The organism is Cupriavidus agavae, from assembly GCF_004217045.1.
GTDB classification, from domain to species: Bacteria; Pseudomonadota; Gammaproteobacteria; order Burkholderiales; family Burkholderiaceae; genus Cupriavidus; species Cupriavidus agavae.
Genome location: NZ_SGXM01000004.1, coordinates 1 through 15,607 on the forward strand (window position 1 = coordinate 1; position 15,607 = coordinate 15,607).

11 protein-coding genes and 2 pseudogenes are annotated in these 15,607 nt (G+C 68.3%); 8 read left to right on the plus strand and 5 right to left on the minus strand.

From position 1 onward, the window contains the following. Positions 1–257: 257 nt before the first annotated feature. Positions 258–1,487 carry an MFS transporter gene (locus EV147_RS16125; RefSeq protein WP_130392240.1) on the plus strand — a complete coding sequence of 410 codons (1,230 nt, stop codon included), beginning with the start codon at positions 258–260 and terminating at the stop codon, positions 1,485–1,487. Between the two features lie 46 nt (positions 1,488–1,533). Next, on the plus strand, positions 1,534–2,010 hold the full coding sequence (locus EV147_RS16130) for a nucleoside deaminase (RefSeq protein WP_130392241.1): 477 nt from the start codon (positions 1,534–1,536) through the stop codon (positions 2,008–2,010). A 37-nt stretch (positions 2,011–2,047) separates the two neighbouring features. On the opposite strand, the gene EV147_RS16135 is transcribed toward EV147_RS16130, so the two are convergent. The 5 genes and pseudogenes from EV147_RS16135 to EV147_RS16155 form a co-directional block, all read right to left on the minus strand. After that, complete coding sequence (locus tag EV147_RS16135) at positions 2,048–3,001, minus strand: tripartite tricarboxylate transporter substrate binding protein (RefSeq protein WP_235844799.1); 954 nt, start codon at positions 2,999–3,001, stop codon at positions 2,048–2,050. A gap of 226 nt (positions 3,002–3,227) precedes the next feature. Then, entirely contained in the window at positions 3,228–4,007 is a 780-nt protein-coding gene (locus tag EV147_RS16140) for a helix-turn-helix transcriptional regulator (RefSeq protein WP_130392243.1), read from the minus strand. A gap of 193 nt (positions 4,008–4,200) precedes the next feature. Beyond that, positions 4,201–5,274, minus strand: a complete 1,074-nt coding sequence (locus EV147_RS16145; RefSeq protein WP_130392244.1) for an NAD(P)-dependent alcohol dehydrogenase — start codon at positions 5,272–5,274, stop codon at positions 4,201–4,203. 142 nt (positions 5,275–5,416) lie between these two features. After that, positions 5,417–6,100: pseudogene (locus EV147_RS16150) on the minus strand (amidohydrolase family protein); the annotation flags it as partial. Then, a pseudogene (locus EV147_RS16155) lies at positions 5,991–6,539 on the minus strand (solute carrier family 23 protein); the annotation flags it as partial. The pseudogenes EV147_RS16155 and EV147_RS16150, both read right to left, overlap by 110 nt. Positions 6,540–6,908: 369 nt before the next feature. Here EV147_RS16155 and EV147_RS16160 point away from each other — a divergent pair. From EV147_RS16160 to EV147_RS16185, 6 genes are all read left to right on the plus strand, one after another. Then, complete coding sequence (locus EV147_RS16160; protein WP_235844772.1) at positions 6,909–7,919, plus strand: formylglycine-generating enzyme family protein; 1,011 nt, start codon at positions 6,909–6,911, stop codon at positions 7,917–7,919. Positions 7,920–8,114: 195 nt separating this feature from the next. Continuing rightward, positions 8,115–9,338 (plus strand): MFS transporter, encoded by a 1,224-nt coding sequence (locus EV147_RS16165; protein WP_130392246.1) that lies wholly within the window; start codon positions 8,115–8,117, stop codon positions 9,336–9,338. Positions 9,339–9,454: 116 nt separating this feature from the next. Continuing rightward, positions 9,455–9,802, plus strand: a complete 348-nt coding sequence (gene czcI, locus EV147_RS16170) for a cation efflux protein, CzcI family (RefSeq protein ID WP_130392247.1) — start codon at positions 9,455–9,457, stop codon at positions 9,800–9,802. 75 nt (positions 9,803–9,877) lie between these two features. Then, a complete protein-coding gene (locus tag EV147_RS16175; protein ID WP_130392248.1) occupies positions 9,878–11,134 on the plus strand; it encodes a TolC family protein in 1,257 nt (418 codons plus the stop codon). Positions 11,135–11,147: 13 nt separating this feature from the next. Then, on the plus strand, positions 11,148–12,374 hold the full coding sequence (locus tag EV147_RS16180; RefSeq protein ID WP_130392249.1) for an efflux RND transporter periplasmic adaptor subunit: 1,227 nt from the start codon (positions 11,148–11,150) through the stop codon (positions 12,372–12,374). A 15-nt stretch (positions 12,375–12,389) separates the two neighbouring features. After that, positions 12,390–15,563 (plus strand): CusA/CzcA family heavy metal efflux RND transporter, encoded by a 3,174-nt coding sequence (locus tag EV147_RS16185; protein ID WP_130392250.1) that lies wholly within the window; start codon positions 12,390–12,392, stop codon positions 15,561–15,563. The last annotated feature ends 44 nt before the right edge of the window (positions 15,564–15,607 follow it).

The following is a 15,607-nucleotide window of genomic DNA, read 5'->3' on the forward strand; positions in this document are numbered from 1 at the left end:
TAAGTTTGAGGTTTTATCGGCCAGCGCTGCGTCGTCTTGCTGTGTTTCGCTGCGTTGCTGCGCTGTCCATGGGTAGAACTATAGCGGCCGGCAGCGCGGCGAAAACAGGCTATCGGTGTCATAGTTATTCAAAATAATTGAATCGAGGAAATGCGGGGGAGACGCGGCGGCGGCGGCGCCGGATGCAGGTGCGGTGTTAAGGTAGGCGCCACAACAAGCAGCCACGCTGCAAAGACCATCGGAGGAGACACCGAGCCATGCCCATCGAATCCTCGTCGGCCGCGCCCGCGCTGGAGCGACCCGCCACGGAAGACCACCCCCTGCAGGTTGTGCTGCTGCTCAATGTCGGGCACGCGCTGGACCACCTGTTCCTGCTGATCTTCGCCACGGCGATCGGCACGATTGCGGCCGAGTTCGGCTTTGCGCGCTGGGAGGACCTGATGCCGTACGGGGTGGGGGCGTTCTTCCTGTTCGGTCTCGGCTCCGTGCCGGCGGGCCGCCTCGGAGACCTTTGGGGCCGGCGGCAGATGATGCTGGTGTTCTTCTTCGGGCTCGGTATCGCCGCCTTCGCCACCGCCTTCGCGCAGGGGCCGTGGCAGCTGGCGGCGGGGCTGTCGCTGATCGGACTGTTCGCGGCCATCTATCACCCCGTGGGTATTCCGATGCTGGTGCAGCGGTCGAGCCGGCCCGGCTCGGCCATCGGACTGAACGGGTTGGCCGGCAATCTTGGCGTGGCCGGTGCGGCGCTGCTGACGGGTCTGCTGGTGCAGTCCTGGGGCTGGCGCGCGGCGTTTGCCGTGCCGGGGGCCATCTCGATCCTGAGCGGCATCGCGTTTGCCATGCTCTGCGCGCCGCAGGGGCCGGCCCCGGGCCGCAGCCGCAAGCCGCCGCTGGTGGTGCTGCCACCCAGGATGCTGGCCCGCGCGCTGGTGGTCATGACGGCGGCTGCCGTGACGGGCAGCCTGCTGTTCAACTTCACCACCAACGGCAATCCGCAACTGCTGACCGAGCGCTTCGCCGGGCTGGTGGAAGACCCGGCGATGATCGGTCTGCTGCTGGCGGCGATCTACACGCTGGCGTCGCTCACGCAGGTGGTGGTGGGCAAGCTGATCGACCGGATGCCGCTCAAGCGGCTCTACCTCTGCCTGGTGCTGGCGCAGATTCCCTGGCTCGTGATGGCGGCGCTGGCGCAGGGCTGGTGGCTGTTCGTGGCGCTGCTCGGCGCGATGGTCTGCATCTTCGGCAGCATTCCGTTCACCGACGCAATGATCGTGCGCTATGTCGACGACAGCGTGCGCTCGCGCGTGGCGGGCATGCGGCTGGCGGTGTCATTCGGCATCAGTTCGCTGGCGGTCTGGCTGCTGGGGCCGGTGGTCAAGGCGTCGAGCTTCGCGTCGCTGTTCCTCGGCATGGCGGTCATTGCCTCGTGCACGGCGATGGTCGTGCTGCTGCTGCCGGGAGAGCGGGACGTGGGCCACGCGCGCTGAGGGTGTGGCGGGTATCATCGCCTTCCCGATGACCAGGAGAGACCTCATGACCCACGCCGAACCCTTCCTGCGCGAAGCCATCCGCCTTGCCCAGGCCAACATGGAGGCCGGCGGACGCCCGTTTGGCGCGGTGATCGTGCGCGACGGCAAGGTGCTGGCCACCGGCGTCAACGAGATCCTGGCCAGCAACGATCCCACCTCGCACGCCGAGCTCAATGCCATACGTGCTGCCAGCCAGGCGCTGGGCACGCCCAGCCTGGCCGGTTGCGCGGTCTATGCCAGCGGCCATCCGTGCCCGATGTGCATGGCCGCCATGCGGCTGGCCGGCGTGACCGAGGTGGCGTACGCCTATTCGAATGACGATGGGGAGCCGTTCGGGCTGTCGACGGCCGCGATCTATGCCGACCTCGCCCGCCCGTTTGCCGAGCAGTCGATGAAGATTGCCTACGTGCCCGTGCGGCTGGACGGCGCGGCCGATCTCTACGCGGCCTGGAAGGCGCGGCAGGACGCCGCGCAGCGCTGAAAGGCGGCCATGGCGCGCGGGCCACGGCCGCCGTGCATCAATCCAGCGTGATCTTGCCGGCCTTGACGATCTGGTCGTAGCGCGTGATGTCGCGCTCGATCAGCTTGCGGAACTCCTCCGGCGTGCTGCCCACCGGGATGAAGCCGAGTTCGGTCAGCTTCCGGGCCACGTCCGGGCTGCGCGTGGCTGCCGCAATTTCCTTCGCCATGCGGTCGATGATCGGCTGCGGCGTGCTGGCCGGTGCCAGCAGACCCGTCCACGAACTCATGACGAAGCCCGGGAAGCCCGATTCCTCCATGGTCGGGATGTTCGGCTCGCCGGGCCAGCGCTTGGCCGACGCCACCGCCAGCGCGTTGATCTTGCCGGACTTCACGTGCGGCATCGGCACGAGCAGCGGGTCGAACGCCACCGAGACTTCGCCGGAGACCAGCGCCGGAAGGATCGGTGCGCTGCCGTTGTAGGGCACGTGGGTCATGCGGACCTTCGATTCCATGACCAGCCGCTCGCCGGTCAGGTGGGCCGAGCTGCCGACGCCGCTGGAACCGAACGTCAGCGTATCGGGGTGCTTCCTGCCGTAGTCCACCAGCTCGCCCACGGTCCTGGCGGGCACCTTCTTGCTGGCGAACAGGAACAGTGGCAGTTCGGCCATTTCCGCCACGGGGGTCAGGTCCGAGGGCTTGTAGCTCAGTTTCGAGTACAGCGACATGTTGGCGCTGTACGCCGCGAGCACCGAGACGAAGGTGTAGCCATCGGGCGCCGACCGTGCGGCCAGGCCCACGCCCAGCGTGCTGTTGGCGCCGGGCTTGTTCTCGATGATGATCGGCTGGCCCAGGCTTTGCGCCACGCGCTCGAACACCACGCGCGACACGGTGTCGGTGGACCCGCCCGGCGTGTAGGGCACGATGACCTTGATCGGCTTGGCGGGCCAGGCGTCGGCGGCCATGGCCGGTGCGGCGGGCACTGCGAATACGGAAGCGATGGCAACGGCCATCCCGCACGCGGTGCGCGCGGTACTACGCTTGATACTGCTCACTGCATCTCCTTCACTGATCATTCTTGTCAGCCCGCGAGGGGCTCCAGGGCCGAGTGCGTCGGCCTTGCCGATTATCGGCGAGGAGATTTGCCGCCGTAGTCGGGGTCAGCCCCCGGTGCTGCGATGCAATGTGCGATAGCCGCACCGGTTGGCCGATGCGTACTGCCGGGCAGGACGGTTGCCGTCAGGCGGCGGCGTTGTCCACGGCGCCCGCGCCCGCCGCGCCGGTGGAGACCGCTTCGAGCCGCGCGCCTTTCTCGCGGGCCACGAACACCGCCTCGGTCTTGTTGCTGGCCGCGAGCCGGCGGTAGATCTGCAGCGTGTGGCTCTTCACGGTTGGCACCGAGATATGCAGGCGCCGGCTGATCAGCTTGATCGACATGCCTTTCGACAACAGCACCAGCACGTCGTATTGCCGCTGGGTCAGGTTGAGCAGGCGCGCTTCGGTGACGCAATCCGACACGGCGCGCCGCATCGGCTGGACCAGTGGCGTGGCGAACAGCCGGGGGTCGATCACAATGGGCTCGCCGCCCCCCTGGCAGGTTGGGCTGGCAACGTGCCCGGCGCGCAGGTCGGGCGAATCGTCCTCCGCCGGCACGCCTGCGGCGCGCAGCGAGGCGATCAGTACCCGCACCGTGTGCTCGATGGCTTCGGGGGAGGCATGTTCCGGCAGCCACGAGAGCAGCGGCGGAATCTGGCGCGGCGGCATCCATTGCACCTCGCCGGCCGGGCCCATGTAGAGCACGCAGCGCACGGCCGAGGCCGAACCCAGCAGTTCCAGCATGGCCGGACTGTAGCCCTGCAGCAGCTCGCCAACCACCAGCAGTTCAATCGAGCGCAGCGAGCTGGCGCCTCCCAGCTGCGGCGAGACCACGCTCGACGCTTCGATTTCGGCAATCCGATGCAGTACCCGCTGTATCCCGATCCCGACCAAAGGCCGGGCTTCCAAGACGGCTGCCCTCATGGTGACGCTCCCCGGTTTCTGTCTGCTTGTTGTTGTCTGTTGTGTCGTGCATCAGACAAGGGGCAAGAAGCGTTCCATGGCGGCGCGGCCCGCAGAGCCATATCCGGCCGTGGCAGGCGCGCGCCGGGGCGTTACGCGTTACGTAACGCCCCGGCCGGGAAACGAGGGGGAAACGACGGGGGGACGAGAGCGCTCAGGGCGTGATGGCCACCTTGAGCACGCCGTCGCGCTGGTGCGAGAACAGGTCGTACGCGGCTTCGATATCGGCCAGCTTGTAGCGGTGGGTGACCATCGGGGAGAGATCGATCCGCGCGGTTTCAATCACGTTCATGAGGCGCCGCATGCGCTCCTTGCCGCCGGGGCACAGCGACGTGATGATGCGGTGGTCGCCCAGGCCGGCCGCGAACGCATCGAGCGGAATGCGCAGGTCGCTCGAATAGACGCCAAGGCTCGACAGCGTGCCGCCCGGCTTGAGCACACGCAGCGCGGATTCGAATGTGGCCTGGGTGCCCAGCGCCTCGATCGAGGCATCCACGCCGCGCCCGCCGGTGAGCCGCAGGATCTCCTGGACGACATCGGTCTCACGATAGTTCAGCGTCACATCGGCGCCCATCTGGCGGGCGATGCCGAGGCGCTCGCCGATGCCATCGACGGCAATGATCGTCGAAGCCCCCCGCAGCCGCGCGCCGGCCGTGGCGCACAGTCCGATCGGACCCTGCGCGAAGACCGCCACGATGTCGCCGATCCGGATGTTGGCGTGCTCGGCGCCGGAGAAGCCCGTGGACATGATGTCCGGGCACATCAGCACCTGCTCGTCGGTAAGGCCATCGGGGATGGGGGCCAGGTTGGCCTGGGCATCGGGCACCAGCACGTACTCGGCCTGCGTGCCGTCGATGGTGTTGCCGAAGCGCCAGCCACCCATCGGCTTGTAGCCGTGCGCATGGCCCTGCCCGTCCTGCGACGCGCAGCCATCCTGGCAGGCATAGGAGTAGAAGCTCGGGCAGATGGCGCCGGCGATCACGCGCTGGCCCTCGCGGTAGCCCTGCACGCCGCTGCCGAGCTTTTCGATGATGCCGACCGGCTCGTGGCCGATGGTCAGGCCGGGCTGCACCGGGTATTCGCCCTTGAGGATGTGGACGTCGGTGCCGCAGATGGTGGTGGTGGTGATTCGGATCAGTGCATCGGTGGGGCCAACGGCGGGAATCGGCTTCTCCCGCAACGCGATCTTGCCTGGCTCCACGAAAACGGCTGCTTGCATGACTGCCATGGGCTGCCTCCTTCGGGTGGCTGACGGGTGGATCAAGAAAGTGGGTGAGGTGCGCCCCGGCGCGGTGCCGGGGACTCAGCCAGTCTAGGTCAGCGTGGCGGGAGGGTCTTGATGGCTGTCAACGTCAGTGGATGGCGGCGCCTCAGGGCAACAGGGCGGCCAGTGCCTGCGAGGCGTCGCGGCGCAGCCGCGCGATGTCGAGCCCGGCCACGGCGCCGTCACGCACCACATGCCGGCCGCGCACGAAGACGTCGCGCACGGGCGTGGGCTCGCCGGCGGCCACCGGCGCGGTGGCGATATCGTGGAAGCCCGCGAAACGCAGCCCGCTGACGTCGTAGATCGCCAGGTCGGCCGACTGCCCCGGCGCCAGCGTGCCCACGCCGGGCAGGCCCAGCACCTGCGCGCCGCCGGCCGTGCCCCAGTGGATCACCTCCTCGACACGCGTCTGGGTGGCGCCACCCAGCGCCCGGTGCACGAGCCACGCGAAATTGGCCTCGTGCACCATGCTGCCCGATTCGTTCGACGCCACGCCGTCGACGCCGATCGAGACCGGCACGCCGGCCTCGGCCATGGCCCGCACCGGGGCGATGCCGCTGCCGAGCCGCGCGTTGCTGACGGGGCAGTGCGCCATGCCGGTGCGGGTCTGGCCGAGCATCCTGATCTCTTCGGGCGACACCGTGACAAGATGCGCGAACCAGACATCGGGGCCCAGCCAGTCATGGTCGGCCACGAACTGCACCGGGGTGCAACCATGGTTCTCTGCGCAGAACTTCACGTAGTTGTCGGTTTCTGACAGGTGCGAATGCAGCCGCAGCTGCGTCGCGCGCGGGGATGCCGTTGAGCACCAGGTTCAGGAAAACGGAGACCACGCAGGCGATGATCACGCTGCTGTGGACGAACGGTTGCAGCGCGGCGGGCAGCTTGGCCAGCAGGTTGGGCATGATGACCGGCATCAGCGCGCAGGCCAGCGTGAGCGCCACCACGCTGAGATTGGCCGGCTTGCGCTCGTAGTCCACCTGCCCCAGCGTGCGGATGCCGGCCGGCACCACCACGCCGAACATCACCAGCGTGGCGCCACCCAGCGCGGCCGCGGGGATCGACGAGAACAGCGCGCCGATCTTCGGCACCAGCGCCACGCCGCACAGCATTTCCAGCTCGCGCAGCCACATGCCGGGTTCGTTCGGCGGGGTATCGGTGCCGAACACGATCTTGTCGCGCGGCAACTGGCGCGCGAATTCGACGATGCGCGACTGGAAGCACCGACCATGACGCCGAGTTCGGCGCATTTCTGCAGCGCCGGGTAACAACTGGTGTCGATGATCATTGAGATCCCCTAACGATGACTCTGGTGAAAGACAGGGAGTCGTGTCAGGGAGGTGGGACCGGCCTGGTCGAACGCGCCACTGACAGCAACTCCGTCAGTGAGCAATCTCCAGATGAACCTCGCGGCATTGCGCCGCTGCTGTTCAATCGACCGCTTCTACCCACGCAGCCGTTATATAGCTGCGGCTTGCGCGCGTCAAGCGCGGCCTGTGGTGCGGTGCACGAATAACGATAGGCGAAATGATTCGTTCGCCGCGCGGCGCCGGCTTTCTAGCATGGCGGTCTTCCCGCAATCCGATGCTCGAACACGTATGAAGACAACCGTCACGGTGGTGGTCCTGGCATTTGCCGTGGGCGCGGCGGCCGCCCTGGCCGCGCGTGCGGTGCCGCTGCACGCGGCGCCCGCGCTCGGCACGCCGGGGCAGTGCGCCGCGTATGGCGGCCTGCCGCAGGATTGGGGCAAGGCCAGGACGGCGGGCATGGCGCACGTGCGCGGCGGAGAGTATGTGCCCGGCACCACGCTGGGCTATCCGGATGAACGTCCGGCCGGCGCGGTGCGCGTGGCCGGTTTCTGGATCGACCGTACCGAAGTCACGAACGCGCAGTTCGCGGCGTTCGTGCAGGCAACCGGCTACGTGACCGACGCCGAGCGCGCTGGCGAAGCGGTGGTCTTCCACAAGCCGACCGGCGCGGAACTGCAGTCGCGGCCCTACGCGTGGTGGTCGATGGTGCGCGGGGCGGACTGGCGTCATCCCACCGGCCCGGCTTCGTCGCTCGCGGGCAGGGATAACCAGCCGGTCACGATCGTGACGCAGGCCGATGCGCGCGCCTATGCGGCATGGCTCGGCCATGACCTGCCGACCGAGGACGAATGGGAGTATGCGGCCAAGGCCGGGGCGTCGGGTCCCGCGCTCGAAACGATGCCGAACGACGCCAAGGGGGTGCCCACCGCCAATTACTGGCAGGGCATCTTTCCCACGCTGAACAGCGCGAAGGACGGCTTCGACGGGCTGGCGCCAGTGGGCTGCTACTCCGCGAACGCGTTCGGGCTGTTCGACATGATCGCCAACGCGTGGGAATGGACCGGCGACGCCTACACCGGGCCGCGCCAGTCGCATGCGAACGGAGACACCGCCTACGTGGCCGCGCAGTCGCATGGGCGGGCGGAGCCACCGGTCGCGCAGATGGCGGTGATCAAGGGCGGGTCGTTCCTGTGCGCGCCGGACTTCTGCGTGCGGTACCGCGCCTCGGCCAGGGAGCCGGCGGAACGGGACCTGCCGACATCGCATATCGGGTTCCGGACGGTATTGCGGGGCGGGTGAGCGAAAGAGGCCCCCAACGCTTTCTTGCTCCCCTCTCCCGCCTGCGGGAGAGGGGAGCAAACCTCGCAGAATCGGGACGTCCCCCCTCCGTACTGCCAGGCAACACGGCCCTGGCGTTGTCTCGAATAACACTCCGCGGCGAATTGCTGCAGAATCGTCATCTTCGATGCCTGCACCGCCCCCCGGAGTGCCCCCATGTCCCGGCTGTCTTCCCTGCGCCCCGTGCTGCCCATCCTGATCGGCGCGTCCGTCATGCTGTCTCTGGCGATGGGGCTACGGCAGAGCCTGGGCATCTTCGTGCCGCCGCTCACGCGCGACGTTGGCATCTCGGTGGGCGATTTCACGGTGGCCGTGGCCATCCAGAATCTGACGTGGGGTGTGCTGCAGCCGTTCGCGGGCGCGCTGGCCGTGCGGGTCGGCTTCCGGCCGCTGATGGTGGGCGGTTCGGTGCTGTACCTGCTGGGGCTGGCACTGCTGGCCTCGGCTCATTCCATGCTGGCCGTGGTGGTGGGCGCCGGGCTGCTGATCGGCACGGCCATGGCCACCACCGGGACGGCCATGGCGATGGCCACGGCGTCGAGCGCGGTGTCGCCGCAGGTGCGCAGCATGGTGCTTGGCTTCGTGTCGGCCTCGGGCTCGCTGGGTGCGATGCTGGCGGCGCCGATTGGCCAGGCGATCACGCAGGAGTGGGGCTGGCGCATGGGCGTGGCTGCGTTCGTGGTGCTCGCGCTGGTCATGCTGCCGGCGGCTTGGACGGCGGGGCGGGTGGACCAATCGCGCCCGCCACTCGACGCCCGGCAGGCCGAACAGAGCGGCCGGCACGCACTGATGGGCGCGCTGCGCCATCCGCCGTTCCTCGTCATGGCGCTGGCCTATACGGTTTGCGGCATGCAGCTGGTGTTCCTGACCACGCACCTGCCTTCCTACCTCGACATCTGCGGCATGGATCCGATGCTTTCCGCGCAGGCGCTCGGGCTGATCGGCGGCTTCAACGTGCTGGGGAGCCTGTTCTTCGGCTGGGCCGGCGGCCGCGTCAACAAGCTGTTGCTGCTCGGCTGCATCTACATGCTGCGCTCGCTGGGCTTCATCTGGTTCTTCCATGTCCTGCCCACGCCGGAGACGACCATGATCTTCGCCTCGGTGATGGGCTTCCTGTGGCTCGGCGTCTCGCCTCTTGTCCAGGGCTGGATTGCGCAGACATTCGGCTTGCGCTGGCAGGCGATGATCGCCGGCGTGGCGTTCTTCAGCCACCAGCTCGGCAGCTTTGTCGGGGCGTTTGGCGGCGGCTGGCTCTATGACCTGATGTCGAACTACTCGCTGGCGTGGAAGATCGGCGCCGGCCTCGGGTTGACGATGGGGGCGATCCAGATCGGCTTCGCGCTGGCCTCGCGCACGCAGGCGCCCCGGCTGGCCGTGTAGCGTATGCGGCGCCTGCCTGTTGCCATTTCGTAATGTGGCGGATGCCGGGATTGCGGTAAACTTGCGGCGGCTCCGGGCATCCCTGCGTCCGGCAGCCACCTCACCCCCCTGGCTGGATGCGTCGATTTCTCCTGATCTGCCTGCTGTTCGTCCTGCCGTTCCAGTTTTCCTGGGCGGCAGCGGCCAGCTATTGCCAGCACGAGACGACCGTCGCTTCGTGGCATCTGGGCCATCACGAGCATCGCCACCAGGCCGCGCAGGATGGCGTGGAGAAAGAGAAGATGCCCGTGGTCGATACCGACTGCGGCGTCTGCCACGCTGTGTCGGTCCCGATGGCCTGGGGTGATGTAGCGGTGGAAAGCCAGGCCCAGGGCCATGGCGCCGGTGCCAGCCGGCATGAAATGCCATTCTCCTCGCGCAACCCTTCCGCGCCCGACCGTCCCCAGTGGCAGCGTCTCGCCTGACGGCGAGACGACCCCATAGTCTAATCCCCGAGTCGTTTCGCCGAATTCCCCAGTCATTCCCTCTGGTGCAATTCGATGCGAAGAATCTACATGCCGCTAGGGCTGGCGGTTGCCTTGCTCAGCCCGTTTCCGTTTGTTGTCCCTGCCATGGCGCAGCCGCCGGTGGCTGCCGCCACGGCCGTGGAGGGCACCGGCCCGCTTGATCTCGAAGGCGCGCTGTCGCTGACCGCGGCCAGCAATTTCTCGTTGTCGGCCGCCGGCAAGGAGCTGGACTCCACCGAAGGCGGCATCATGCAGGCCCGCACGATCCCCAATCCGGAGATCGAGGCGAACATGGAGGACACGCGCCGCGCCACCCGGTCCACCACGGCGCAGGCCAATATCCCGATCGAACTGGGCGGCAAACGCTCGGCGCGCATTGGCGCCGCCGAACGCGCGCGTGACGTGGCGCAGGCCGGGTTGTCGAGCGTGCGCGCCGATATCCGGTCGCAGGTCATCGAGTCGTTCTTCGGCGTCCTGATCGCGCAGGAGCGGGTCAAGCTGGCCACCGGTTCGGCCGACATCGCCACCCGCGCGGCCCAGGCGGCGGCGCGGCGCGTGGCAGCCGGCAAGATCTCGCCGGTTGACGAGACCAAGGCGCGGGTGGAGCAAGCCAACGCCGAACTCGAACTCGCCGAGGCCACCGCCGGGCTGCTGTCGGCGCGGCAGAGGCTGACCGCGCTGTGGGGCAATACCCGTCCGCAGTTCTCCGAGGCGGTGGGCGATCCCGGCGCGCTGCCGTCGCGGCCGGCGCCCGAAGCGCTGCAGCAGGCGCTCGACGAATCGCCGCTCGTGGCGATGAGCCGCGCCGAACTCGACCGGCGCCAGGCGCTCGTCAACGTGGAGCGCAGCCGCCAGTATCCGGACCTCACGCTCAGTCTCGGCGCCAAGCGCGACAACGAGGCGAACCGCAACATGGCGGTGATTGGCGTGGCGATTCCGCTGCCGCTGTTCGACCGCAACCAGGGCAACCTGTACCAGGCGATCCGCCAGGCGGACAAGGCGCAGGACGAACACCTCGCCAACCGTATCGCGCTCTCGCGCACGCTGCTGCAGGCGTCGAACCAGCTTTCGGTGTCGCGCGATTCGGCGCGGCTGCTCAGGGAAACGGTACTGCCGGCCGCCGAACAGGCACTCAACGCCGCCACGACCGGCTTCGACGCCGGCAAGTTCAGCTACCTGGACGTGCTGGACGCCCAGCGCACGCTGTTCCAGGCGCGCATCCGCTACCTCGGCGTGCTGGCACAGACGCATCAGTCCGCGACGACGATCGATCGCATCCTCGGACGCTAAGACGGAATTCATCATGGCAATCTCCAAGAAGCAGAAAACCACCATCGTGGCGATACTCGTGGCGGGCGCGCTGGCCACCGGCGCGGCGCTGTTCCTGAAGACCGGCAAGGGCGGCTCTGCCCACGGCGACGACCATGCCCACGCGGGCGAACACAGCCACGCCGAGGAGCACGACGATGCCGGGCATCACGAGGAGGAGAAACGCGCCTCGCCCGGCAAGATCGTGCTGACGCCGGAGCAGAGAGCGAAGACCGGGGTCACGGTGCAGGTGGCCGGGCCGGCGCAGGTGTCGTCGGGCGTGGCCTTCCCCGGCGAGATCCGGTTCAACGAGGATCGCACGGCGCATGTGGTGCCACGGCTGGCCGGCGTGGTGGAGAGCGTGCCGGCCAATATCGGCCAGCAGGTCGGCAAGGGCCAGGTGCTGGCGGTGATTGCCAGCAGCACGCTGTCGGACCAGCGCAGCGAACTGCTGGCCGCGCAGCGGCGGCTCGAACTGGCGCAGGCCACGCATGACCGCGAGAAGAAGCTCTGGGAGGGCAGGATCTCGGCCGAGCAGGATTACCTCGCGGCGCGCGCCGCGCTGCAGGAAGCCCGGATCGCGGTGCAGAACGCCCGGCAGAAGCTGACGGCCGTGGGCGCCGCCACCAGCGCCACGGCGCTGAACCGCTACGAACTGCGCGCGCCGTTCGACGGCATGATCGTCGAGAAACATATCTCGCTGGGCGAGGCCGTGGCGGCGGACACCAACGTCTTTACGCTGTCGGACCTGTCGAGCGTCTGGGCCGAGTTCGTGGTGTCGGCCAAGGATCTGCAGCGCGTGCGGCTCGGCGAGAAGGTCGAGGTACGCTCGACCGCCTTCGACGGCAAGGCCCAGGGCACGGTGTCGTACGTGGGCTCGCTGCTTGGCGAGCAGACGCGCACCGCCAAGGCGCGCGTGACGCTGACCAATCCGCAGGGGGCCTGGCGGCCCGGGCTGTTCGTGACGGTCAGCGTGTTCGGCGCCACGGTCGACGTGCCGGTGGCCGTGCAGGCCGAGGCCATCCAGGAGGTGGACGGCCAGACGGTGGTCTTTCTCGAAGCGCCTGACGGCTTCGTCATGCGCGCCGTCAGGCCGGGACGCGCCAACGGCAGCGTGGTCGAGATCGTCGGGGGGCTGGAAGCCGGCGCACGCTATGCCGCCGCCAACAGCTTCGTGTTGAAGGCCGAACTGGGCAAGTCCGGCGTGGAACACAGCCACTGATACGGGAGCCGAGCCATGTTCGAACGTATCATCCGCTTCGCCATCGAGCAGCGCTGGGTCGTGCTGCTGGCCGTGCTCGGCATGGCCGCGCTGGGCATCTACAACTACTCGCGCCTGCCGATCGACGCCGTACCGGACATCACCAACGTCCAGGTGCAGGTCAACACCGCCGCGCCGGGCTACTCGCCGCTGGAAACCGAGCAGCGCGTGACGTATCCGCTGGAGGTGGTGATGGCCGGCCTGCCGGGGTTGGAGCAGACGCGCTCGCTGTCGCGCTACGGCCTGTCGCAGGTGACGGTGATTTTCCGCGACGGCACCGACATCCACTTCGCGCGGCAACTGGTCAACCAGCGGCTGCAGGAGGCGAAGTCGAACCTGCCGCCGGGCGTGGTGCCGGCCATGGGGCCGATTTCCACGGGGCTGGGCGAGATCTACTCGTGGACCGTGGAGGCCGACGACGATGCGCGCAAGCCCGACGGCTCGCGCTACACGCTGGCCGACCTGCGCGAACTGCAGGACTGGGTGGTGCGGCCCCAGTTGCGCACCGTGCCCGGCGTCACCGAGATCAATACCATCGGCGGCTTCGACAAGCAGTACCTGGTGGCGCCGAGCCTGGAGCGGCTGGCGTCGTACGGGCTGACGCTCGGCGACGTGGTCACGGCGCTGGAGCGCAACAACGACAACGTCGGCGCCGGCTATATCGAACGGCGCGGCGAGCAGTACCTGGTGCGGGCACCGGGGCAGGTCAGGTCGGAGGACGACCTGCGCAATGTGATCGTGGGTACCGCGCAGGGCCAGCCAATCCGTATCCGCGATATCGGCGATGTGGGCATCGGCAGGGAACTGCGTACCGGCGCGGCCACCGATAACGGCCGGGAGGTGGTGCTGGGCACCGTCTTCATGCTGATTGGCGAGAACAGCCGCGCCGTGTCGCGGGCCGTGGACGAGCGCGTGGCGGCGGTCAACCGCACCATGCCGGAGGGCGTGAAGATCGTCACCGTCTACGACCGCACCCAGCTCGTGGACAAGGCCATCGCCACGGTCCGGACCAACCTGCTGGAAGGCGCGGCGCTGGTCATCGTGATCCTGTTCCTGTTCCTCGGCAATGTGCGGGCGGCGCTGATCACGGCGCTTGTGATCCCGCTGTCGATGCTGTTCACGTTCACCGGCATGGTGAACTACCGGATCAGCGCCAACCTGATGAGCCTGGGTGCGCTCGATTTCGGCATCATCGTCGACGGGGCGGTGGTCATCGTCGAGAACTGCGTCCGGCGCCTGGCGCACGCGCAGGCGCGCGAGGGCCGCACGCTGACGCGCGGCGAGCGCTTCGCCGAGGTCTTTGCCGCTGCACGCGAGGCGCGCCGGCCGTTGCTGTTCGGCCAGTTGATCATCATGATCGTCTACCTGCCGATCTTTGCGCTGACCGGCGTGGAAGGCAAGATGTTCCATCCGATGGCCTTCACGGTGGTGCTGGCGCTGCTCGGCGCGATGATCCTGTCGGTGACGTTCGTGCCGGCGGCCGTGGCGCTGTGTATCGGCGGACGCGTGGCGGAGAAGGAGAACCGCCTGATGCACTGGGCCAAGGCACGCTACGCGCCGCTGCTGGAGCGTTCGCTGGCCAACGCGCCCGTGGTGCTGACGCTGGCCGCCGTGGCGGTGGTGTTCAGCCTGGCCGTGGCCACGCGGCTTGGCAGCGAGTTCATCCCCAACCTCAACGAGGGCGACATGGCCATCCAGGCGCTGCGCATCCCGGCCACGAGCCTGTCGCAGTCCGTGGAAATGCAGAAGACGCTCGAAACCACGCTCAAGGCGAAGTTTCCCGAGATCGAGCGTATCTTTGCGCGCACCGGCACGGCGGAAATTGCGTCTGACCCGATGCCGCCGAATATCTCGGACGGCTACGTCATGCTCAAGCCCGAGCGCGACTGGCCGGCACCGAAGAAGACCCATGCGGAACTGCTGGACGCCATCCGCGCCGAAGCCGACCGGATTCCGGGCAACGCCTACGAGTTCTCCCAGCCGATCCAGCTGCGCTTCAACGAACTGCTGTCGGGCGTGCGCTCGGACGTGGCCGTGAAGATCTTCGGCGACGACAACGCGGTGCTGGAGGCGTCGGCCCGCAAGGTGGCGGCGGTGCTGCAGGGCATCGCAGGGGCCGAGGAGGTCAAGGTCGAGCAGACCACCGGCCTGCCGATGCTGACCGTCAACATCGACCGCGACAAGGCGGCTCGCTACGGCCTGAACATGAGCGATGTGCAGGATGCCGTGGCGGTGGGCATCGGCGGGCGCGAGGCGGGCCTGTTCTTCCAGGGCGACCGGCGCTTCAATATCGTCGTGCGGCTGCCCGAGACGGTGCGCGGCGACGTGGAGGCCTTGCGCCGGCTGCCGATCCCGCTGCCGAAGGGCGGCGCGGAGGCGCGTACTACCTTCATTCCGTTGAGCGAGGTGGCCACGCTGGACATGGCGCCCGGCCCCAACCAGATCTCGCGCGAGGACGGCAAGCGCCGCATCGTGGTCAGCACCAACGTGCGCGGCCGCGATATCGGCTCGTTCGTGCCCGAGGCCGAGGCGGCCATCCGGAGCCAGGTGAAGCTGCCCGCCGGCTACTGGTCGTCGTGGGGCGGCACGTTCGAACAGTTGGAGTCGGCACGGCAGCGCCTGCTGGTGGTGGTGCCGGTGGCGCTGCTGCTGGTGTTCCTGCTGCTGTTTGCGATGTTCCACAACCTCAGGGACGGCCTGCTGGTGTTCACGGGCATTCCGTTCGCGCTGACCGGCGGCATCCTGGCGCTGTGGGCGCGCGGCATTCCGTTGTCGATCTCGGCGGCGGTGGGCTTCATCGCGCTGTGCGGCGTGGCCGTGCTCAACGGGCTGGTGATGCTGTCGTTCATCCGCTCGCTGCGCGAGGAAGGCCATGGGCTGGACGACGCCGTGCGCATCGGCGCACTGACCCGCCTGCGGCCGGTGCTGATGACGGCGCTGGTGGCCTCGCTCGGCTTCGTGCCGATGGCGATTGCCACGGGCACAGGCGCCGAGGTGCAGCGGCCGCTCGCCACGGTGGTGATCGGCGGCATCCTGTCGTCCACGGCGCTGACACTGCTGCTGTTGCCGGTGATGTACCGGCTGGCGCACGGCCGCGAAGCCGGGGCCCCGGCCCGGTCGGTGGAGGAACATGTCAGCCCGGTAATGTGAAACCCGCGGAAAACCGCCCCAGTTCGGCCCTCCGGAGGGCACGG